This window comes from Amphritea sp. 1_MG-2023, from assembly GCF_030547545.1.
GTDB lineage: Bacteria > Pseudomonadota > Gammaproteobacteria > Pseudomonadales > Balneatricaceae > Amphritea.
The window spans coordinates 73,353-99,133 of the sequence record NZ_JAUOQE010000012.1 but is presented as its reverse complement, the minus strand read 5'-3'; the positions used below and the strand labels follow the sequence as shown (position 1 = coordinate 99,133).

General features: G+C 48.0%; 1 protein-coding gene (only partly in view). It reads right to left on the bottom strand.

All coding sequences use genetic code 11. The features are described 5' to 3' along the window. Positions 1–24: 24 nt before the first annotated feature. On the bottom strand, positions 25–25,781 hold the 3' portion of the coding sequence (locus Q4488_RS08555; RefSeq protein WP_303580055.1) for a DUF4347 domain-containing protein. 12,085 nt of this gene lie beyond the right edge of the window; the window shows 25,757 of its 37,842 coding nt (coding positions 12,086–37,842); its start codon lies beyond the right edge, outside the window — the gene reads right to left on this strand; its stop codon occupies positions 25–27.

Genomic DNA, 25,781 nt, shown 5'->3' with positions numbered 1-25,781 from the left:
TCAATGTTTTTCGATTAAATAACTTCATGTTAAATCCTTTTTCTGCCAGACCGAATACTTCCGACTGGTCTGAGCTCTACGCAAATCTTGCAAGTCTCCCTGAATAACATTGTCTTCATTACTTAAGCGTCCCAACCGCCATCCTCGCTGCCCTGCCACATTAGCCGCAAGCAGAAGGCCAACGGCTAACGAATCTGACAAGGAGCCACTGACAGGTGCTGTAAACTCACTGCCCTCTGCCTCCATGTCAGCTGCAACACTATCCTCAGAATAACTATCGGCGGGTAGCCAAGATCCATCTTGCGCTGACAGTTTATCCACCATCGCCACTGGGATTATGGCATCATCAGGCTCTTCAGGTACAGTAAGCGCTGGTTCTTCACTTGGCACAGAAACAGGGGGTGATGCATGACCGGAACCTCTTCTTTGCTCACCGCCGAGTAAGGGAAGATTGCGTAAAAACTCTTTCAACTCGCTATCCGACAGCCGAGAAAGCGCCTCACCATTCAACAATGGGGTTAATCGCAAAGCGGTATCCGTACGCAGTGGTTCAACCTCAGAGCCCTCAGTATCGACAAATATAACGCTATCCTCCTCTCGTCCAATATCGGTGTTAACACCATAGATATTAAACAGACTGGAAGAGATGACTTCACGATCGGTCGGATCAGAAACGATTAATAGAGAGGTGAAGTCTGCCGCATCCTGAATACGCGCATAGTTACCGATAATGACATCAGTAATTAAACTACCATCGTAATAATCAAACCCATGCCCACCCACGAGAATGTCAAACCCATCTCCACCTGAAAGAATGTCACTTGCACCGAAGAGCGGTAAGGTAGACTGGAAGTCCCTCAGCCCCGAGGCCGCTATCGTAATATTCACAAAGTCACCAAAGATGGCATCCTCGCCCGCTTCGCCTCGAATCGAATCGGAACCGGCTCCGCCGAGTCCTATATCATTACCAGCCCCTAGATTAACAATGTCATTTCCGCCTAAGCTCGCATCGACATCATTCCTGATTAATACTGCTGGCTCTGATATAAAGTTATAATTAAGGACACCGGTATCGGCAATCACAATGTCGTTATCTGCGCCAGAGTCGATAATATCGCTGCCTAAACCGCCAAAGATGATGTCATCACCAGCATCCGTGCTGATATGATCTTCACCATCACCTTCGTTACTGGTGACAATGCTTTGTAGTTGGCCTGCGTCAAATAGCACCTCACCGGTATCGCCTAGAACAACATCTTCACCGATACCCGTGACCACGTCATCCGCCCCTGGACCTGCCAAAATAACATTATCACCATGCCCACCTTGAAGCGTGTCAGCACCACCGATTGAGGTTTTCGCTGACGTTACTCGCGTCATAACATGATTCACATAGATCAACTCACCGGCATCTCCGAGAATAACATCCACACCATCGCCGGTGGTCACGTTATCGGCATTAAAGCCACCGATCACCCGATTACTGCCTTCGCCTGCATCAATAGTATCCAGACCGGTGGTTGTGGCATCGATATCCGTCGACACCAAACGTACCGCCAATCCATCAACATACTCAATCAAACCATTATCGCCGAAGATATCATCATCACCGTCAGCCGCCGTAACCCGATCATTACCCTGGCCTGCCAGAACAGTATTGTTACCACCTATCGTGATAATAACGTCATCGCCGCCATGGATAATATTGATGCTTTGCATCATTTGGATAACACCGTCGTTGCCTATAACGATTTCACCGTTATCACCGATAATGCGGTCATGACCAACACTCGTCTCAATAAAGTCTGCGCCTTGGCCGCCCAGCACAATATTATTACCTGAGAGACTTCCCACGCGGATATCATCATCCCCCCCCTGAACGCTGCTTGAACGAACCAAGGTAACAACACCGGCGCTCATGGCACTCACATCGGTATAGCCGATTGCGCCTAGGTCACCTAGCACAATATTATCGCCGACCCTATCCGAGACAAAGTCGCCACCTAAACCGGCCATGATGCGGTCATTACCTTCACCACCATCGATCGTATCGCGGCCATCAGCGCTGAGGTCATCGCTGGTAATCAATGAAAGCTCATCCAACTCACTAGCGAGCAAATCATTGCCTGCAGCGTTTTGTGCCGCGCCACCTTCACCAAAGATAATGTCGTTACCGGTTTCTCCTAAGAGGGAATCATTACCTGCATTACCCCTGATGATATCGTCCTCGGAACCGCCGCTTATTCTATCGTTACCCTCGTTACCCTCTAAGGTATCGCGCCCGGTATTACCGTAAACGGTGTCATTACCCGCATTCGCGTAAATACGATCGTCACCTTCATTACCATGCAGGACATCATCACCTTGACTACCGAAGATCAAATCATCATCTTCATTGCCATGCACACGAATAGCCATCGTCGCCGCACCGGCATAGACATTATCCTCGCCCCTGTTACCGTAGATATCTAAACGACGAGCTTCACTGTCACCTAACGGTGCCAACGCTATATGTGCTGGGTTCGTTAGGTCATCGCTAGCCGTGACCGTAATGCTGTCATCCCCCTCATTGCCATACAAGGTGGTCACGCTAATGCCTTCAACGTACACGCTGTTAACCAAGATTTGATCGGCACCTTTACCGGCCCAGATAACCAAATCGTTATTAAAGTCGCCGTTGGTTGCAGTATAAGTAATATCGCCTAACGCCATGCCGCTGAGACGGTCGCTACTTAAGGTCGCGTTATCAACATCGACATCATCAAAGTCGCTGATATACAGCGCGTTTTCATCGCTTCCCGCATCAACATTCAACAAGCCATTAATGCCATCCAAGCTACCATGCGCATCAGGCTGATTGGTCAAATCAGCGTTAGCATCGCTAGTAACATAGATCGAATCTTCGCCCGCAAAGGTATTGATATTGGTTACCGTGTCTTGGTGTGTCGATTGAACATTAACGATATCGCTGCCACGGCCTAAATTAATATCCAACTGTCCGATATTGTAATAGTTAATACCCTCCATACGTTTTTCAACGGAGGCATCACCCACAACGCGAGTAATTTCAACCCCCGCATAGGCTCCTTGGAACTGTATTAGCCATTCATTGCCAACCCGAATAACTGAAACATTATCCGTGTACGGCAAGTAATCCTGTTGGTCTGACAGATCATCGTTTACAAACGCTGCTGGCTTGTTATTCGGGTTCAGTATTGGCCGTAACGCTTCAATGATTTCCGCCTGAGTAGCTGTAACAGAAAGTGATGTGGTTAGCTGATTGAGAACCTCTAACTGATAAGCGCCTGTAGCTGCCGGAGTTAGCGTTTGAATCCGACCGGTTTGAGCTGTTAACGAACCTTCTCTTACGGTACTTGTTTTAACTTCTACGGTCGCATCGGTTGCCGCATTTAGCCCAGTGATATCGGTAATTACCAATGATGGGATAGATTTGCCTGCCAACTCACCGCCAAAAGTGATAGTGAAGGTATAACCATTCACAATATCCTGACGCTCGACAACTAAGCCGGAAGCCGCATTAAAGTGTGCCTTTAATGCCGCGAGTAAAGTGGCTTCTTCTAGATCTGCAATGGCTATTGCGGCACCATCGATATCGAGTGTGTAGTTACCCGATACCGCCCGTATATAGAGCGATTGCACCTCAGACAGCGACGGCATATCTAAGCCCGTTATGCTGTCATAAGTGACGAGCAATTCATTACTATCAACATCACCAGAATCATTAACGATCAGCTGATTATCACCTTCACCACCATCGACTACCAGCAATGCCGCGACCTCATCGGCTAATTGTTGCTCGCTACCCACGCTAATAATATCGTCGTCATCGCCTGTTTTCAGGGTCAAAGCGCCAGCCACTGTCTCAACGCTAACGAGATCATCTCCGCCACGGCTATCGATTGTCGTACTGCCAGCATGAGTAGACTTAATTGTCAGATCATCAACCCCCTCGCCTAACTCAATCGATAGCGTTTCAAGATTGGCATAACGTATACCACCCGGAATCTCTTCATTACCCAGCTTAATGCTCTCACCCATACCGAAGCCGATAATACTGTCAGCCGTTAAGGTACCCTTTTCAGCAGCAGGGCTAGCACTGTTATACAGGTTCAACACATCGACTTGAGTCTCTTCTGTCACCCGGGTATTCATGTTAACTGGGTTGATGTAATAGTCGCGTGCCGTCGGTAGCGTACTATTGGGCCAGTCACCCACTAAGGTGAATGTCTGACCATTTTGCGATTCAATCTCCATAGTGACAGTTTCGCCAGTAGCGTTATCAACCACCACCAACTCAAACAGGCCATTCTCAAGGTCTAAATTAAAGCCCGGTTTATGTATTCGCGCATCTTTATCCCAATACTCAGCGGCGCTATCTGTCACTTCAATTTTACCGCCAACATGAGTAATGGATGTGAGCGTACCTTCAGTCTTAAACCAATTATTTTCTTCCGGTAACAAGAGTGGGTTATTGAGGGTCTGACCCGCGCTATCCCCCAAACCGCCATCGATAGAGATAGGCCCTCGAATGCTATTAAGGCGTTCACCTAAGGGAGCAAAGACCTGCGCATCGCCACCATCAATAATGTTGTCATCAACGGCGAATAAGGTAACGGTTTGAATATCATCCCAAGCCACTTGGCCAGCACTGGGCGTACCGCCGACAAAGGTAATACTCGACGTGTCTGTGCCTACTTGAACCTGATTATGCTCGGCCGTTTTACCATCTTCGAAAGCGTAGTTGCTATGATATGTACGCGTGTCTATTCCTGCAAAATCGACGGTAACAGCATCCGGCACCCGCAAGCCGGTCACCGGATCAACAACCATTGGCGCACCAGACAAGACCATCTGATATGAATCATCCTGCCAAGTTTCATCCACATACCCCTCTACATCGGTCATCAGATAGCTGACTTCGAATCGATCCCCCCTGCTAAGGCTCAAATCAGAAACCAGATTGGACCCATGACGCTGATGATATTCAGCGTAGTTAGGATCAGTCAGTATATCGATGGCATCCTTAAAGGTATAAGTATCGGTTAACGCATCATAGCTCTCAATAATGGCGACTTTACCCATATTCGTACCGGCAGTTACTTTCAGTAACATGCCATCCATTCTCACATAATTACTGTCCGTCGCATGGCCGTCGAGTGAGATATTAAGCTTATAGTTCTCGGTCATCCCCTGTAAGTTAGTATCTGAATAAGTCTTGCTTTCATAGGTAACCGTGTTGTTGATGGATCGACTGAACAGCGCTTGTTCTACTGTCGTGACTTCCGTACGCACATCAACATCGGTGGTGTAAGTAACTGAATAGCCAACCTCAATCCGATACGTGCCTTTATTAGCAAACAAGAACTCCAGCATCGGGTCTTGTTGACTGCTGCTGCCATTATCTGCCAGCCAGCTAAAGTCTTTATCGAAGCTCATCTCTGTGCCATTGACAGCAGCAGAGTTCATATCAAACACCTTCATATACGGCAAATAGGCTTGCGTCGAGGTCACTTGAGTTTCCACCACTCGGTTAACCTGTGTATAAGTACTGAAAATAGAACCTGAAGATGAAAGCGACTCGCTTCGATAGACGTTAGTCGAGCTATCACTATAGGCTCTACCAAAATCAATATCGAACAAGCCCTGAACCTGAGTCTTACGCCCATTCGAAATAATCGCATCATCGATACCGCGATTAACCAACACCTGATTACCAATAGCCGTTGCCGTTGTACTCAGGCCCGCTGTATATAGCTGACTCATCAGACCATCAGCAACGACTTCATTAATCGGTGCAGACGCATCGATATCACTCTGACTCACTGTATGCGTATAGATAATGCCATTAACCGTGATCGACCAAGCATCCCCAACCGCAGGTGAAGCGTCCACTTCCAAATCTAAGGCATACAGATCATATCGATCTCGGGGATCGGATAGCGACAGGTCGATGGTTTCATTATTTTCAATCGTTAGACTCGCCGAAACACGACTTTCATCATCAGCCACAAAAACTAAGTTTGCCGTATCAACAGTAACCGTAATGCCCGCTAAGCCATTGGTCAGCGCCGTCGCGACACCGTCTAACCCTCCCGCAGCGCCCGCCGTGCCATAAATAGCCGATAATGACGTGCCCGTATAGGCAACATCATCACCATTTGCATCTTTAACAGCGACGGTCCAAACGTCACTGCTGCTGTGACTATAAGCCGAATCGATGCTGACGGCCTGAGAATAAACAGTCACATTGGCAGTGCTGCGTGAGGCTTCAACGCTCTCCGTTACCAATGCATTCAGCGTCAGTCCCGGGCTTGTGGTTCCCGTATCACGGGTTATCACTAGTGTAGTATCAGATGCCACATAATCAGCGACATAATCACCCGTGGTCAGCTGAGTAGCTAGATCATCGCCGACAATGTCGACATCGGTAGCTGAAACATTACTGGCCACCGTGGTAGCGCCTGACAATACACGCCAGTTTTCAGCAGTCAGCGCGCTATCCAGTACCAGTTTTTGCTGAATAACGTCACCAGACCGATCTACGGCCCCTGTACCACCCGTGCCACTATCAGCGATAACCATATTCTGATTTTTCAGTTGTGTAACACTGAAACCATTGGTCGTTGCCGTGAGTTGATAAGTGGCAGCAGCCAGCGCCTGTAACTTAGTATTCAGATCCGTTTGAATACCGGCAGCGATATCTGCCAAGCTAGGTGCGTCTGCGGCGTTGGTATAATTGCTGGTAAAGCTACCTTTTTGACCATCGACCTCCACCCACCAGGTCTTGCCCGTGTTTACGGGACCAGACACAGTCAAGGTTGTTTCAATTAATTGAGTGGAACCGGTATCGACAGCACGATCATCAACCACGCGAACACTGACCGCTTTGCTGGCATCGTCCGTCACGGTTAGGGTTTTGCTAGCATCGTCGTACTTAATACGATAATCAGTACCTAACACAGCCTTCACCGCTTCAACCATACCCGCACCAACGGTATTAAGACTGTTAGCCCCTGAAGTTTTATCAAAGATGTAATCCTGACCATCGATGCTGACGATCCAATCTTGTCCATTTTCCACACCAAATGATGGCGCTTTTAACACAACATTGGTGGCTTGTAGGGACGTCGATGTTGGCACAGCAGAATAGGCGGTCTCATGAGTAATAGACAGCTTAAAACCGTTGTCTACATTGCTAATGAGCACACCCTCGGCAGAACTCCCTTGCGTGGCGACAAAGAAACTATCCAGTCCGTTCGTGGTATCTTTCAGCTTATTCAGCAGTGAAGTAGCGACATCAGCCCCACTGGTGCTCACCGCTTCAATGTCATAAGTGATACCGGAAACCGTCACATGCCACTTATCCCCCACTGTAACCGACGTAGGGAAGTTGATACCCGCTGATGTGTACCAATCGCTTTTACTACCCGCAACAGAGTCACCGCTATTCAACGCCCCAGCAGAGCTGAACAACATCTCATCTGTTACTTCGAAGATATAACTATCGGCTTTATCAGACCCACCGCCTTCAATGGTCATATGTGCCATTGAATCGTTAATAACACCGCCCACTTCGGTATTGCCGATCAGCGTATCAGGTTCAGAATACCAACCTTTATTATTAGTCCCTGTACCGATGTCACCATCGATATCACTGATGCTCTGACCACCGTTACCGTTAACGAAGGCCGTTTCATTTTCAACTTCGAGCAGGGGTGACTGAGTGAAATCGAACTCCGTGGTTACCTGTCCCTGCAAGCTAAGGTGCAGCTTATAATCGGTACCCTCAGGGACACCTTCCCAGCGGGGGGTATTACGATTGGTATTCCCCTCAACCTCTACAAAGTAGGTACCCGCTTCTGTGATTTTGTGATTGATGTAGCTGCTATTGTAATAGGTCACCGGTACAACAGACGTTTTACCCTGATCCGATTTCAATAAGTTAGTTTTGCTCTGCCAATAGACACTATCACCTGCAGCATAGTCGGCATCCACATCGGCCCAGAAATCAACACCCGTCACACCCGCATTATCAATCATCGTTTGCGTAACGGTGAATTTAAAGTAATCTTTGGAGTCATCGCCACGACCGTTAACGGTAATGTGCGGTAATGCCTTAGAATTGGCGATCGTTGGATCGGTAGCCGTTGTCCAGCGAGCGGCACTTAAATCCTGAGCCGACTTAACCGTGTCGTTGCCCAGCAACTCTTCCACTTCAGCCAGACCAAAGCTTGCCTGAGCCGAACGGCCCGTACTGTCAACAAGCACCATGCCCTCGCCTAAGACCGCTTCTGCACCGGTTTCAGTCACCTGTGCCCGTCCATTTTCTTGCAGAATCAGTAAGGTAGGCGACTCATCATCGGCGATGGTAACGTCAACCACAGCCATTGCTAGGTCATCATAATAAGGATCAGCACTGCTCACGGTATGACTTAAACGACCATAGTGAATACCTTCCGTGACTGAATCATCTATCGCCGTGAAGGTAACGGTTTGCGCTTTATACCAATCGCTTGGAGTAAACGTTAGTGCGCTAACGCCGCCGGTTGATAACTGTCCATCACTTTCTATCGTGATAGTCACGTTAGCCGATGGTTGATGGCTTAACATCACCTCATAACTATCACTGCGCAGAGAGGTGACCGCTTCAGCAACCAGAGGCTCACTGCTGCTCTTAGCAATCAGAACCGTGGGTGATACCGAGCGAACATCAATGCTACCCATCACTTGTCCACTAAAGAAAGCATCATCGGTGATCACTAAATGGGAAATCAATCCGTCCGCTGCGCCGCCACTCACGTCACTATAAGTGACGACTTGCGGCCCCCAGTCTGCTGCTGTAAAGGTTAAGGTTGTTTTATCTGTCGCCATTGAATCTGGCGTATCGATTTCAATCACAACATCCGCGGTAGGTGCTTGCGATAACGTGACTTGATAGCGATTATTACTCATCAGGGTCACGGCAACATCTGGATTGGCATCAATCACTTTATGCGACGTCAAATCATCATCCACCACTTCTGCTGAAATCTGGCTCACCAGAAGACGATCATAAGCATCGCCATCCTGATCGGTATCGCCCTCTTGTACCGAATGCCGTATAACGACATTACGCACACCTTCCGCCAAATCATCATCCGGTGCCGTCACCGACACTAACTGTGGAATGAACCAGTTGGTACGATCAAACATCAGTGTGGTGGTGTCTTCGCTGCCATTAAGCGCAACGCCTTTCCCACCCTGTTTCAATTCGAGTTCAGTCGCCAAAACCGCACTTGCCGTCACCCGTACAACATCCTGTGGTGCCTGAGTTAAAACCACTTCATAGATATTATTAGTCTTGTTGCGATCGGCCAAAATAACGCCTGCAGCCTTTTCGTAAGTACGGATTGATGAACTAACCGGACGAACAATCACCCCCGCTTCGTCATCGTCCATCACATCGGTTGAGATTGTTTGAATCAGTGCCTGAAAACGATCATCATCCGTCGTCAAGGTATGTTTCAATAAACCACTATGACCCTGTAGGTCATCGGCGACCACCGTGACCGACTCATCATCGTTGCCACCGGCGGTATTAAAGGTATCGCTGCCTAAGCCACCGATCAGGTTCAGATCTAGGTTTTCACTGGTACTATAAACATAGAAGTTATCATTACCTTCCATGCCGTTAATAATTAATCGCTCAATCCCTTCAAAACCAATAAAGCGACCCGCACCATAAACACCCGCTGCGGTAATAACGTAATCATCACCGAATTCAGTCCCGAGAATCGTCACGGTATCCAAACCATCGCCGCCACGTATATTAACCGGCGCATTCATCGCATAGTTGATGAAATCAGCCCCCTGACCACCATTAATATTGGCGACCGGGGCGTTTTCATCATCGGGATCAACGAGAACAAAACTACGAATCAAAAATGTATCGTTATCTTCATCACCGTTCAGATCCACAGACGCAACATTGCGATAAACAATAAAATTATCCTCGCCAATACCGCCATTAAGTGACGCATCGTAGCTGATACCGTTACTAATATAGCCCTGTGTCACCAAGGTCGTATCAAAATAATCTTCAGGTGCTAAACCCGACTCCACATTATTCCTAGCGGAGTTGAATACCTGACCCACTTGGAAGGTATCATCGCCGGCATCACCGTAAACAGAGATCTTCGCAGTGGTATCATCAAAGGTGAAATTATCATGACCATCTCGACCATAGACATTGATCTCATCATTGCTATCGATGTTGTAATTCACCCGCTGAACAGGTGCACCCATCACTGGATTACCATCAGCATCCACTTCTAGGGCAAAAATAGTATCCGGACGGAATAAGAAATTATCCGCTTGATCAGTCCCCTGAATCGCCACTCGATCAAAGCCCGTATCCGCAGTATCGTCATCGATAGTGATAACAGACTCACCTTCATTAGCTAAGCCAATGTAATACCAATCGGAACCAGTTTCACCACGGAGTACCAGTTCACCGCCAATACCATTGACATTAGTTTGCAAATTATTAGCGTTGTAATTAACCCTAACCGTATCATTGTCAGCCCCAGCATTGACTTCAGCGTATGTGCCAGTATCAGACAACGTAATGAAGTCATTATCCGCGCCTGTATTCAAGGTGATATTCTCAGCGTCTGCGGCTGACACAAACACGCTATCGCCACCGGCACCGGTGTTAACTGTAACATCTGTGGCATGATGTAGACTTTCAACCGAGACCTTATCAACAACGACTTGGCTGTTGTCATTAGCATCATCGGCATTCAGGTTAAGCACGATATCTTCTACACCGACCATGCGTACGGCATATTCCCCTAAACCTTGCAGCGTATCGAAAGAGACAACCTTCTCAACCGCGCCTTTGCCGGTAACAAATTCATCGGTGACCACCAGCGTTTCGTTGATCGTCATGATTATTTCTACCGACTCGGCTAAATAGAAGCCGTAGTCGTCTTGTACACCATTGATATTAATCTCGTGATCCACGGCATTGCCATTGATATCACGGGTGATGATTAAACCATCGAGTAACGGTGCTTCTACGTCGGTGCGTAGCGCTTGCCCGCCATCGAGCGTTTCGATTAAGCGAGTGACATTGGTATCGTTGAAGTCAAGATTCCCCAACGCACTCTGGCCAACAGCAATAGCGTAGTCTTTCCAGTTATCTGCAGTGAGATACACGCCGTCGTCTAATATATTGCTCGCCGCCACATCATTGGCGCCACTATCCTGATTAAAACGACGCAACGCGACCGCTTCCAGAATTTCTTCGTGGTGGGCACCCACACCATAGTAGGAATAGCTGTAATAAGAGTGATCCAGATTATCAACGATCTCTGCATACTGATTATTAAGTAGAATCTCTTTACCCCGGGTCGCATCGGTATTACCCACCGTACCACTGACCCAATTCACACCAAAGATTCCTGAGGTATCACCCACGGTGTAATTAATTGCTAAAATTTCACGGGTATCAATTTCACGGACGACGCTATAATTTGTTTTACCCGCGGTACTATCCGCCTGCGGGCCGTCCCCATAACCGTTATCATTGCGTGTCAGCGCTTGCACATCATCAACGTTAGGATCTAAACGACGAACATATTCCCCCAGCGAGGCATTCCAGTCATACGCTGCATCCCAGGTTTCGTTATCCCAAATGTTCTGAGAGTATTCATAACGCGTTGACCGTATTGATGTATCCAGTTGAGTCTGCTTATAGACTCTAAGTGCGGAATCCGAAGCGATGTCATAAACTCGACCACCCGGCAAACTGCCATCTTTCAGTTGTGCACGGACACCGGACAGATCAAGATAGCTTCTCAAGCCTTCAAGACGAGTAATAACATCGGTCTTCAGGCTAGAAGAAGAGAGCTCATCCAGCATTGGATCAATCAGCAAGGCATCCAATACATCGAGAGAGAAATCATAGGTGCTGATCAGGTTTTCACCCATCAGCTGCAGACCGCGCTTCACAAAACCATCTAAGCGATCAATAAAGGTCGTATCCGAGACAACGGGGTTAGTGTTAGCCAATGCCGTGACGGCCGCCTGTAATGGGTTGAGGTAGTCGAGTGCGGTAAACTCCTCAACCAACAAGTCTTTCGACAGGGTGACGCTGGCTTCGGCAACATCACCATTGAGTAGGTCATCCAGAACACCGACTTGAGTATCGTTATGAGCGCGGATTAAAGCACTCTTCAAATCATCCGGCGTAAAGCCAGTACCATCGGTCAGCTCGGCTAATTTAGTGAGGTTAAAATCAAAATCAACCGTTTCTAATGCTTGCTTCTCTAAGGTAATGTCCAGCCCCGCACTATCCCGAGCATTTACCGTAACCGTATCGGTATCAGCACCGCCCACAACGCGAACCAGGCCCGCAATACGCGACATATCATAGTTTTCAGGTAGTATTTTGAGCACACTTCGTTCGGGTAAATTATCGAACTTATACGCAGCGGTACCGGTTACCTCATCGGCGCTATAATCTTGCACGACGTTAATCGTCGTATCACTTTCCTTCTTCGCCTCAACATCATAAAACAGCGAAATCATATCCCAGAACATATCTTTGCCAGGGGTTGTCCCTGCTACACCGATACGATCGTTTGAAGCGTATTTCTCTTCACCCACACCCGTCACACCCTCCCAGGCCGTGGTATAAGTGTAATGATGCGTACCAAAAAACCAGTAACTCGCCTGATGATAAACCGGCACACTGCGCGTATATAGATCCGTCAAATACAGATCAGGGTCGTAGCCCCAGTTATCAATTTCACTATCACTATTCGATGACCCCAGACGAACGCCATCACTTTGGATAATGCTACCGGTAACGGTCTGGCCGATTACCCAGTTTAGATAGGTGCCGAAGAAAATATCATCCAGTGCGTTATTACCGGCATAGATTGCCCCTGTATCAGCAAGGTTATTGAACAGATCAAAATCAATTTCATCCGGCAGCGCTGGTGCGATCGCATGTCCCAATTCGCTAACTTTGACAGCTTCGATCGGCGCGTAACTGGCGAAATAATTTTCCCAATCGCCATCAGAGAAACTTTGCCCCCACTCTTGACCCGTAAAGTTCAACGCGTCTTCGAGCAAATTGGTATTGTGCACATAAGCATCAACGGCGGCGGTATTGTCCTGACGAACCGTAAATGTCCATGGACCGAAATTTTTCCTTTCGAGACTAGACAAACCGACGCCATTCACCGGGTTGGTGCGAGCCCGCTCAACCCCCTGAGCAAAGAGTTTTAACGCAACGGTTAAGTTAGCCTCAAATAAGCGCCAATGGGCCTCATCAATCACAGGGTTGGCATCTGCCTTCACCCATTTCTGGAAGAATGCTTCCCACGCAGCAGCATCAAAACTGTTTTCCCGCTTCGAAAAGACAATCTCATTATTAGTCACATTTTGTGCATCAAGCACGTCCTGCAACACATTCTGCTCAACCGTGTAAGTCGCATTGGATTCAGGATAAATGACTTCAAAAGTATCAGCTGCGCCACCGTAATTGATGTGATCATTACCCGACCCCAGACTCAACAACAGGGTGATATCAGCATTTAAGCCATAGAGGTTAATCACATCCTCACCGGCTCCTGTAAGTAGGGCTAATCGTTCAATGCCACTAACACCCTCAATTTTAAGGCCTGCACCATAGATGTACTGTTTATCATTTTCGTCAGTGAAAATATTAAACTCATCCCCTAAGCGGGTGCCGGATAGAATCAACGTATCAAAACCTGACCCACCAAAAATAGACACGCGATTATTCTGTACGTAGTTAATCATGGTGTCTTTTTCATCGTCAGCGGTGAGGTTATTCTCATCGCCTGCGCCTGCAATAATGCCACCACCGCCGGTGTCGCTTGCCACACTTGAAGCCGACACGCCACTTTGTAAGTGTGATTTCAGGAAGAAGGTATCGTCATCTGCCTCACCATATAAAGATAACTGGCCAATATTGTGGTTAACCTCAAAATAATCGTCACCGATACCGCCATAGAAGAAGCTATTGTTATTTACACCGGCGGTAATACCATTCAGGCCTTTGACCACCTCGATCAACTCACCATGACCATCATCAACAAAATGCGTTTCGATGACCCGTCCGATTAGGAAATTATCATCGCCTTCATCACCCGAAACATTCAGAGACGCCATGCTGCCATCGACAACGAAGGTATCGTTACCGCCGCCACCATGTACCAAGACGCTACCCAGACCATCCGTGTAATAAACCCGTTGGTAGAACTCCGGATCGGCCATTGAGATTGAAGGGGTCGTACTGGCAATCGCATCCGCAATATCAACCGGCTTGTTGATCAGTGCCGCATTGCTCGACTGCAACAGATAGAAATTGCCTTGGACATCTTGCGTTGCATCTTTAATACTGACATACCAAGGATCGCGGTTAGTCCCCGTCCCCTTTATGTTCAATTCTCTAATGACATTCTCACCGGTCGCAGGATCAATGAGCGCCAACAATGCCGCTTTAATAGTAGCCGCATCATCGGTATGACTTAATAAACCCGTTGTGAAGCCATCATAACTCAAGGTATAGCTACCAGTTTGGCCGGGCAATAGGCTGTAAACCTGAATCTCATTATCTTTACGTTCGAACATCGCATCGATATCAGGCTTACCCGCCAGCAACGCATCCCCCGTACCATCTTCGGCCAAACGCTCGACAAATGAGCGAATAACAGAGACCGAAGCCGCCGCGGCATCCGACACCTCAAAACGCATGAATTTTTCTTCTGCCGTCTGCGGGGCCGTTATCAGCTCGATCATCAGCGCATCGCCGCCCACCTCAGCCACGCGAGCCGTGATACCGGCATTCGCCAATTTAGTTTGTAGGCTGCTAGCCGTATCAGAGATAAGGACATTGATGCTGATATCGTCATAGCTAAGCACGAAGTCACTCAGCGCATGGGTTATCGAATCTCTCGCCCTTTCTAACAGCTGATACTGGGTATCAACATCTAGGTGAAACAGGTCATCCGCATCATCGGCACCGCGAATTTCTAGCGTATCGCTCTCAGTGGCCCCCGTGCCACTATCCATGATATGGATATTTGACTGATCATCGACAACTCCACTCAGGGTCGTCACATAGTTATCAGAGCCAAAGCCTCCGTCGAAATAGGCGCCTTTAGTAAAGTCTAAAACGCCGTAATTATTGCTGCTCGCACCGCCATATATTTCAAACTGTTCAAACACGCCAACGCTGGTTTCGTCTTCATACACAGCAACGTCTTCTGTCGGATCAAGCAATGATTGCTGCTGTCCGGTCACCTTGAATGAACCATCCGACAAGCTGAAGTTCAAATCACGCTGCTCTATCAGGGTATCAATGTCATTATCATCAAGATCGACATCTTCAAAGGTATCGGTACCACGACCGCCGGTAATGACATCATTGCCCTCACCGCCATTGATCAGGTCATTATATTGACTACCGATCAAACGATCATCACCGTCACCACCGCTGAGGCCCAGGTTATCCACAGCACGGGAGAGTATGACCGAATCAGAATTAATGGTGTTGCCTAAAATGAGCTCTTCATTGGGACTAAAGCCGGCAATAATGAAATCATCACCGCCCAAGGCATTGATATTAATGGTGTCGAATTTATCGCTGGTGTCCGCTTCATCTGCTTTACGATCAATCCCCCGAATAGTGATCGTCACTTGACGTTCGCTGAGGTTATCCGCTTCAGCTAAATCAACCCGACGGTGAACAACCTGCACAGTATCGGTATTTTTCTGCAGAATCGGATCGAGACTCGCATCAACAAGGCCGGTGTCCTGCAGCTCATGGCCTACGGTAAAGTAATCTCGGGTACTAGCATCATCGCCCCCTTCGATTAACACACTGTCATTAGCGTTATCGGTATTGTAGGTAGGATCTTCAAACCAATCAGTGCCGCCGTCCAGTACCGCTTCACCACCCCCCTCAGGAATCGACCACGTTGGCTTCTCAACCATACGTGGTACATTTTGCTCAATGGTCTGGAACGATGATAAATATCCCTCAGCCGTGCCTGTCAGTGAATTCAGCGGCAGCACAGCGTAATTACCTGCACCATCGAGTTCAATGTTCCAGTTACCTGCAGTATCCACCCGCTCGATAACTTTGTAGCTGGATGACATATTATCAATCAGTGCCTGTACACCTGGACCGCTGAAATCATAGGTTTGAGTGATCGGTGTCTGAGATGAGAAGCCGTTTAATTCAATAGTAAAGGCCGTATTTCGGCTTAAACCATCACCAGCAACAATGATCTGCGTCGCCACACCTAATTGATCAACAGCATTCCAAGCACCAAACTGAGCTTCGAGATTCGTAACAACCGCATTCGCGGCCGCGGTCATTGCAACGCTATCGCCTGCGGCTTTAGCGGCATTCAGCGCGGTCAGATCAACCGTAATTGAAGCATAATCTGGGTGAGTAAAGGTGGTGCTGGACACCCCCAAAGGCAGCGTCATTTGGACATTAATGTCCTGCGCTACTGTTAACTTATCAATCGAACCGCCCCCGGCAGGGTTGACCATAATGGCCTGACTCGCGGTATTAACAAACTCTATTCTGAAAACGCTGGTTTCATCATACACAGCGACATTGATGCCACCGCTAATCAATGCCGTTTGCAAACCCGCCGCCGTTAGATCGGCAGCCTCCAGTTCAACACTAAAATCTCCGTAATACAGATAGGTACCGGCAACAACGTCTGCCTTATCGATGTATTGCTGCTGTTTGTTATCAGCCGTATTGACATCCGCTTTAACTGCCATATTCTGGATATTAATAAAGCGTTCGAATACATAGTTAGCACCGCTATTCTGGTCTGCATCAATGATGGCAACGGTCCATGGGTCATTTTCAATACCCGTACCACCGACCCACACATCGGTAATGGTATCAAGCGTTTCAAGATACAACTCCACTTCAAGCGCACTCATATCACGCTGTAAGACCACCGATTCACCGTTGTAGGAAAAATAAGCATGATCCTGCCAGTCTTCCAGATACAACGTTTGCGTCGCAGCAACGCCGTTACTCAATCCCCGTGAAAATGCAGTCGAAGCCTGAACCACAGCCCCATTCAGGGTGTATTGTTCGGCGCGTAATTGCAGATAAGCGCCATCGTCTGATTGCTCTGCTTGCAAGAAAGTGACCTGCCATGGATCAGCTGCAGAACCTGTTCCCGTGACATGCACGTCATCAATTGAATCAAATTTTTCTAGTGTCGTTTCTATCGCTGCAGCGCTCAACACACTGATATCAATCGCTTGATCACCATACCAAAGCGACACAGGGCCGGCAGCTAACGTGAGGTTCTGAACCCGCCCGACATTATCCAATAGCTGTGACTCAATACTGACTTGATCAACGACCGCCACAGAGGTAATTTCAGCCAACTTCATCACGTCATAAGTGACGTTACTCGCATCCAGAGGTGAGAGCGTTATAGTCCAATCAGGATTACCCAAACCATCAACGGCTTGAGTAACCGCCACCGTTGATGCCCTTAACGCATCGATGCTATCAAATGCAGCGAGAATATCTGCCTCACTCATGCTGCTATTCAATAGCACCTTCTCTGTACCGTACCAAACCATGGCCGTGTCGGTACTGAAATTGAGTTCCTGTTCGCCATTGGTAAAGCTAAACACCGCCTCTGCGGGATCGCTAACACCATCAACATAATCAGGGTTTACCCGTGTTGTGGTGCTAGCCGGCACTAACAATGCGTCGGTGATCTGTTCTGATACGGTCAGGCTCAAGCCAAAGAAGTTACCCTGCGCATCCGTGCTAGCGTCCAATAATTGTACAATCCACTGACCGGGCTCAGCACCCGAGGTCGCTTTAACCGCGCCAATATCGGGGTGGTTTAGCAGTGCCGTTTCGATAGCGTTGGCCGTGGCTTGTGCCAATGTCACACTGTCTGAAGCTTGTAGATCAAAAGAGATTGCTACCGTCTGACCGTTATAAGCGAATTCAGCGGCAAAAGCATTGGCCGGAATCGTGAGCGCTTGGCGGTCATTAGCAGGGAAAACGACATGATCAGTCAGCGTCGAAGAGATCGCCGTTTGTGTGCTAACCGCAGCGGCGCTGTCCACGAATTCAAAGCTTAAGATACTGTAATTACCATCCGCATCGGTAATAGCATCGAGTATTTGTATAACCCAACTACCAGCAGCATCACCCTCAGTCACCACCACATTATCAATACCAAAATGCGCTAACAATGCCTGTTCTATGGACGCTTGCGTGCCATCAGCATCGACTGCAACAGTGCCACCAGCGTAACTAATAGAGGTCACTTTACTACCGACAGGAAGCGTAAATGACTGCTCGATATTAGTCGGAAGATTAATATCATCGCCCAACGCCGTTGTTTTGGTGATGATTCCAGCGTTTAAGGCATTGCCTCCGACAACAAATTCGAGGGTATGGAAGTTACCATCCACACCTTTAGTCGCTTCATCCGCCGCCGACCCAGACGGATTATCAGAGAAACGAATCAACCAAGGATTGTTAATCGTTCCCTGTCCACTCACACCCACACTGTTGGCAGGAATATCGGTCAGGCTTTCGAGTGCCGTCTGTACTTCGTCTGTCGTCATTAATGACGATACAGCGACACCTTCGTTGTTGTACCAAACAATACCATTCACCTCGACAGGCGCGTCTTCATTATAATCCAGCACATCAAAGGCCAACAGTTGCGCACCGTTGCGTGGGACTTCACTCATGGTATCGGTGATGGTGGTGACATCAGGGGTGTGATCAGCATTTGACAAATAGTCAGCACCCACCACATCCAGATGATACAGATACTGCTGCGCACGTGTATCGTCACGCTCAGTCATTGGGCCGCTATGCTTCTGTACGAAATACTGATGCGCCAGAACTAAATAGTTACTGTTCAAATCAGTGGTCGCACCGTCAAAGGTAATCACCCATGGGTTCGCTTGCGTACCATGTGTGCTCTCAGTTGCCGCTGCGGCAGGCGTAACAGTCACGTTACCCACACCGATAGCGGTTATAGACTCAAGCGCAGCCTGCACCTCTGCGGCACTCATACCAGCAGTAATCGTTGCTGAATTACCCGCTGTGCGGCCGTCATCGGCTTTGGTGCCATCGTAGCCGTAAAACAGCGTCACGTTATCCAGTCCATCAGCCAACCACAGCTCTTGTTGGTTATTTTCAGGTGACGAGGCTAAATAATCGGCAACATTGACAATTGATTCGAGTATCGGTGCTCCGTTGGAGGTGGTCAGATACTGACCACCTTCTTGTAAATCAAAACGATAGAAGTACTCGCCTTGGCGCACATTAGTGATGTAACTCTGCGGCTCTACCGGTACATAAATAACGTTGCCATTCGAATCTTTGACCGCATCCCCGTTGTCATCCAACTGAGGGGTTTGTGCCAAGAAAGCGGAGTAATCCGCAGGATAAACCTGATAGTTGCCATCAACATCGCGATCAGGCTGCCATTCGCGCGCTTTATCCTGACCTAGAGTGATATCGACACTGAGCAACCCCGTATCCATCAAATCGCCAATGGTGATGTCATCACTTTCTTTCTGAGTATCGAGTTTTAATGACTCGATATCATCCATAACAATATAATCAGACGCATAATCGATGGTTAATTTAGCCAAAGTGTCGGCAGTGCCAGCATTGAGCTTACGTAAATCAACATGACTGGCATCGTCATTCACCGTGATATCAAAACTATCGGTGCCCAAGCCACCCAGCATCAGTAGATTGGCGCCAGCCGCCAGCGGTGCATAATTCCACACCACGGTATCATCACCTTCACCGGCATCAACATTCACGGAGCCGGTGCCGGCATTAATGATATCGTCCCCGGCATTACCCTGAATATCATTCACCCCGCCCAGAATAGGATTACCGTCATCATCGACACCCCCCACCGATATTTCATCATTACCGGCACCGCCTCTGATGGTGTTATCGCCTAAGCCAGCGTCGATGTAATCGCCAAACTGCGTCCTAAACTGTGAATTTTCTTTAGTCACCGTTAAAGCGGGGCCGCCAGCGCCATCGGTGGGCATACCTTGATCGTTGTAATGTGCGTAAGGCGTGCCATCCAATTGATAGATTGGCGTTAACCGCACCACCCCATCGGGATCGGTAAAGGTCGCGATATCGGTGGATATATCTTCATCGCCGCCCTCAACATAATCATTACCACCATACGTGGCGATGGTATCGAAACCTTCACCACCAAAGACGCGGTCGTGCCCTTCACCGGTAAAGATGATGTCATCACCGGCATTACCCCGAACCGTTAAACCGTCATAAGCAACGTTTTCACCGCTCACCACCACCTGATCATTACCGTCACCGGTAACAATTTCATAAGTATCATTAGCATGACCGATGCCGAAATAACCGGCATCGACCGAGATTACATCATCATCAATCCCTGCAACCAATGCAGCACCCCTATTCGCACCACCGCTAATATACAGACCGGCCAAGATCTCCGTATTCTCGGTATCGGCAATCATCTCAATGAAGTCGCTGCCACCGCCAAGCTCAACGTCAATATGATCGACCCGACCATTTAAGCGTTTTAAGCTATACCGGTCGTTACCGGAGGTACCCGCAATCGTTAATGTACTAACATTCTTAGCAAGATAAACCTCGGCCACAAGCCCGGTACTCACAACAATGATATCTTCACCCGGGTTGTCACTTGTCAAAGTGCGGATACGATCACGCAGCGCGGTTTCTTCCGCTTTGGTGTAATACTCGGTATCGAGATAGCCTTCTTCCGATAGTTTTTGCAGGGTTAAATCAATATCCGGCGTAATGATATCAACGGTGTAATTATGCGGATCGGCATCGGCACCCTTGTCATAACTTAAGATCAGGTTACCCGTGCTTTGGTCATCATTCTCCCAAGAAGCGATATGATCCGGCGCGTGATGAATACACTCCAGCTCGAATGTTGCCAACACTTGATTCACAAAACGGTTACGCGCTTCGAACAGGGTTATCTTACTGATACCGGCATCAATCCCGACCCATAAGAAAGCTTCCAAGAATAGGTTAAGAGAACCGGTCATATCAAACAGACACTGCGGGCCATGGGTGATACGTTCAATCAGTTCTGAACCATAAAGCTTGCCATCACCGACCGGTAAGTCATCAAGAAAGTTGGTTTCCATATCGTTAAGATCGAAACCGATAATTGCTTCAATACCCCCTTTAACACCCGCCTCGACTAGGCCGCCAAGTCCCAAACTAGCGATAACACCGACCGCCGCGCGCAGCGTTACTTCCGCTTGATCGCCAACAGTGTTTTCAATGCCGTGATCATCCAGATAGAAGCCATTAATTAAGCGCCAAGATTCAGCCACATCAAAATCAGTTTCCATCCATTCACGGAACCCGCGCGTATCGAAACCAAAATCAAAGTTAGTGCTAGCACCAATTTCACCAAAAAAGCCAACGTTGAAACCAGGATAAACCGGGAAGGTTTTTTGATACTCAAAGAACAGATCCAAATCAGGCAAATCGTACCAAAACAGGTCAACTTCACCACGGCCGGTAATAAATTGCAGCAAGCTGGCTGGATCTTCCAAAATTGGAATTCTGAAATTCTTCTGACCTGCGGGGTTACCAAAGGTGGCCCGATTATTGGTCGACGACTGATTGGCACTGGATTTACCGCCTTCTACGCCATCTTGTGACGGGCCGGCAACCGTGGCTGCATGCGAACCGAGCTGGGCATTACGGTCAGCCTCCGATTTTGCCCCTGCGGTATTTTGTGACGTTACCGCCGACGAGGTATCCGTCGCATAACCACCGGTTAAGTTAAAATCACCGAAATCGATATAACCAGCCGACTTTAAGGTTTGTGCTTTCTCTAAGAAATCGATGGTCGCTGCTAAGGCGGCGATCACTTTCTTCGCGGTATCCACTGTTGTGGCTGGCAAACGAAGATAGGCGATATCTAAGATTTTAAGCTTGGCAACGCCCATATCGATCTCGGTATTCAGCAGGTCGATCACCGGTTGAAGTGGCAAAATAATATCGGCAATGGTGTCGAATGTATCGCCCAAGAAGCTTTCAAACACCGAACCTGCATCTAAGCGCACATTTTGTAGAGTGATATTCGGATCGCCAAACGAAATACTCGCACCACTCGTCGTAGATAGGGAACCGCTGGCTAGATCTTGGTAGTAAACGATGGTGGTATCGATAGACGGCAATACATCGGCAGCCGATGTAGATACCTTAGTAAACAACTTCGCCTCAGCATACGCATTGGCGTTGATAACCAGTTCAACTTTTTCGCCTAACTCCAAACGCCCATCAGCAGCCACGGTTCCGGTTTTTCCACCAATATCTTTAATATCAAAACCAAAGTGGCCGCTAATGCCTGCACCTTTATCATTGATGACATTGCCCGCCGCATCATATTGAAGATCCTTACCAGCGGTTTCGTCAGTCACATCAACCTTTAAGAAGCCCAATGTACCCTGTGCAGTGGAACCATTTTTCAACCGAGCATCGACATCGAGTGCAATCTCTTCGCCCTTCGCGTTGATACCCGAGGTATCGAGGAACAGACCAAAATCAGGGCCACTGCCTACCGCCGCCATATTACCTAAACCAATCCCCAAGCCCATCAGGTAATCAATTTCAGCAATCAAAGCGGCATCAATATCCAAACCTAAACCGGGCATCGTCTTATCAAAATCAATCGGCAATTCACCATCGACTAAGACACCACCAAATTTAAGATTGAAGCTTAATAAGCCATTAGCCGAGAAAGTTAACTCAATATCATCTGCGTTTTCCGGTGGGGCTGTTACGATCTTACCGTTTTCATCATATTGAACGGCACCGGACGCATCTAACGTTGGTACAACGAAAGCAAATAGAGGACTATTGATGGTTTTCAGTCCGTCATACAGCCCTTGACGAATCTCATTAAGAAGGGCTTCAAATACCTTGCCACCAACGGCTTCAAGGTCTTGTAATTTCTTACCTAAGCCGTTGATATAACCGCTAGCATCTTTTTCACCCAGCACACTGGTCTCTATACTACGTAAACTGTTTGCTAGGTCATCAAACGGTTCATCACCCACCAGCGGCAGTACGATATTATCGATACCATTAGCCACTTCGTTGATCGCTGAAAATGCGCCTTCCAAACCTTCCCGAACCGTTTTCGGATCATTCAATAGATCCAATAACAGTACAATGACATCGAAGTTCATATCGAATTTCGGCAGGTTATAATCGAAGGTACTCACAAAATTCTGGCTTTGATCGATACTAAATGCCGCTTTGGCAAATAGGACGTTATCCGCAACGCCATCAGCATCTAAGTCTTTATCGGTTCCGCCCAGAGGCAGCGCTTCAATAGGAAAGAACATCGGTAGATTCAGGTCAGCAGAACCAAAAGCCGACGCTTGGAAACCATCTGTTACTTCGGTTAAATCTAGATAACCGTTACCATTCGCATCAGCCCCCGGGCTACCCATATTGGCATAAAAGCCTAAATCGATATTGGCGCTACCATACTTACCTAGCAGCCCGATGGTGCCCAACGGCCCAGCATCAAAGCCTAGCTCAACATCAAGGTTATCAACCCCGCCATGTAATGACGCATGAATACCTGTCGCTTCATCAATGTAGAAAATCGGTGTACGTACATCGCTTAAATCAAAACCAAAACCAAGATCTAAGCCAGCTTCAGCCCTCAGGTCTATTTGCCCATTCGCTTCCACATTGATAGCATCTAAGGCTCCAGCCGACAGGCCTAGCCATGTATCTAAACCCAGATCATCAATATCGAGTGCGAGGTCTAATTTTGTTTCCGCAATCAGATCAAGGTTGAGATCGAAATCAAACGCTGAATTAGCATAGCTCATATCAACCATATCGGCGTCCGAGGCAATGCCCAGTGGTGCCAACAAAATACGCAGCTCTTCGTTGAGCATATCTTCCAGCTGCTGAACATTTCGCGCCGCATCACGTACAGTACTGACGGCATTGCTCAGGCCCGCCGCAAAACTAACACTACCATCACCTAGGATATCGGCGAGACTGGCATCAATAAGGGCGATTTTGTCATAGAGCACGCCGTCCTTAATATTGAAACGTGACAGGGTTTCGCCGGTCGTAGAAGGATTAACCCCCGTTGTATCGATAAACGTAGCGCCGGTTACCTCATTTTCGGTAATCGACTCAACCAATACATCGTCAGCATCATAGCTTCCCATCAACTCCCACGAGGTATGCGTATAGGTTTGAACAACTCGCTCATCATTTTCGAACAGCTCAACGCCCCAGAACGTATCGCCACTGGCAGTCTCCGTCCACTCGAACAGGGTAATACCTGTACCGTCTTCACGAATTTCATAACGACTGGCCTGTGGCCCACCGACGGGGGAAATGCCATAGCTGTCTGGCGCCAGAGTGGCACTGGCCGCCCAACGCTCTTCATAGAAATTAACGGTATTACCGACCTGCTGACCTAATACTTCGCGGTCGGTGCCGACAACATCCTTCAGCAGCTCATCAACGCCCCCGATAATCATATCGAGTGACAGGCCTCCCAATGAGAAGACCTCTTCTAAATTATCAAACTGAACCGAGCTTGGAATACTGGCGAGGAACTGTGCCATGGAGGCATCTTCAGGCAACCCACTGCTACTAGCGGTGATAAAGCCAACGTCATTACTGAAACCGTCCAACGCGCCCGAGAGTGACACCGGCAGCAACACTTCAAAGTGAGCATCGCCTTCTAAGCTCGGTAGCCCCATTAACGACGCTGTACTATCGTTGAGCATGTCCTGATAATTCAGCACACCATCGAAACCCATGCCAATAGACGCGCCGAGGGAGAGCGCCGCATCGTTCACTTCAAAACCAACCGGTCCTAAATTGACACCAAAATCAAAGGCTTTTATCACATTACCGGCTACATCATCAGAGAGATCTGCAGCAAAAATGGTTTCTGCAACCGTAATGATCGTCGAATTACCATCGGGGCTTAATTCAATCGCTGCAACCGTGTAGAGCTCATCGGTATAACCAGACCCTTGTAGGTAAAAACTATCACCGACCATAAACTGACCGGCACTGGTACTTTTGATCGCGCCAATATGATCGCCGTCAATCGTCACAGTCGCCGGTGTGGTGTCAGCAGAACCCGCCGTCATACCGACAATATCAATATATTCTTCGCCGAAATTGAAGTGCGCATCTAACCCAGGATCTCGAACATAGAAGGCGCCGTCATCGTCCACACCAAAGTTAAACATGAAGTCGATACCGCCACTGATCACCAATGGTTGTGATTGGGTAATATCAATCGGCAAATCAAAATCAAAGTCACCAAATGAAATCAGTTCATTCAGATCTAGATTGACCAATTCACTAAAGCTTTCGAGCGTCAGCGCAACGCTATACTCTTTTAAATTAGAGGATGAGGCGACATTGATGGCGAAACCATCAGTCGAACCGGTGGTTTGTAAATGCTCTAAAAGGTCTTTGGTCGTGGCCGAACTATTTAAATCGAGATAAGCATCAATGGTGTCGACAAAGGACTGCACTTTGGTTTGTATCGTGCCATCTAAATTGGTGACTTTGTCTCCCAATAGGTCAGACAAGGATAAATCAGTAAACGGAATAGCCGTTGAGTCATCCAAATAGTTATCAATTTTAGTGC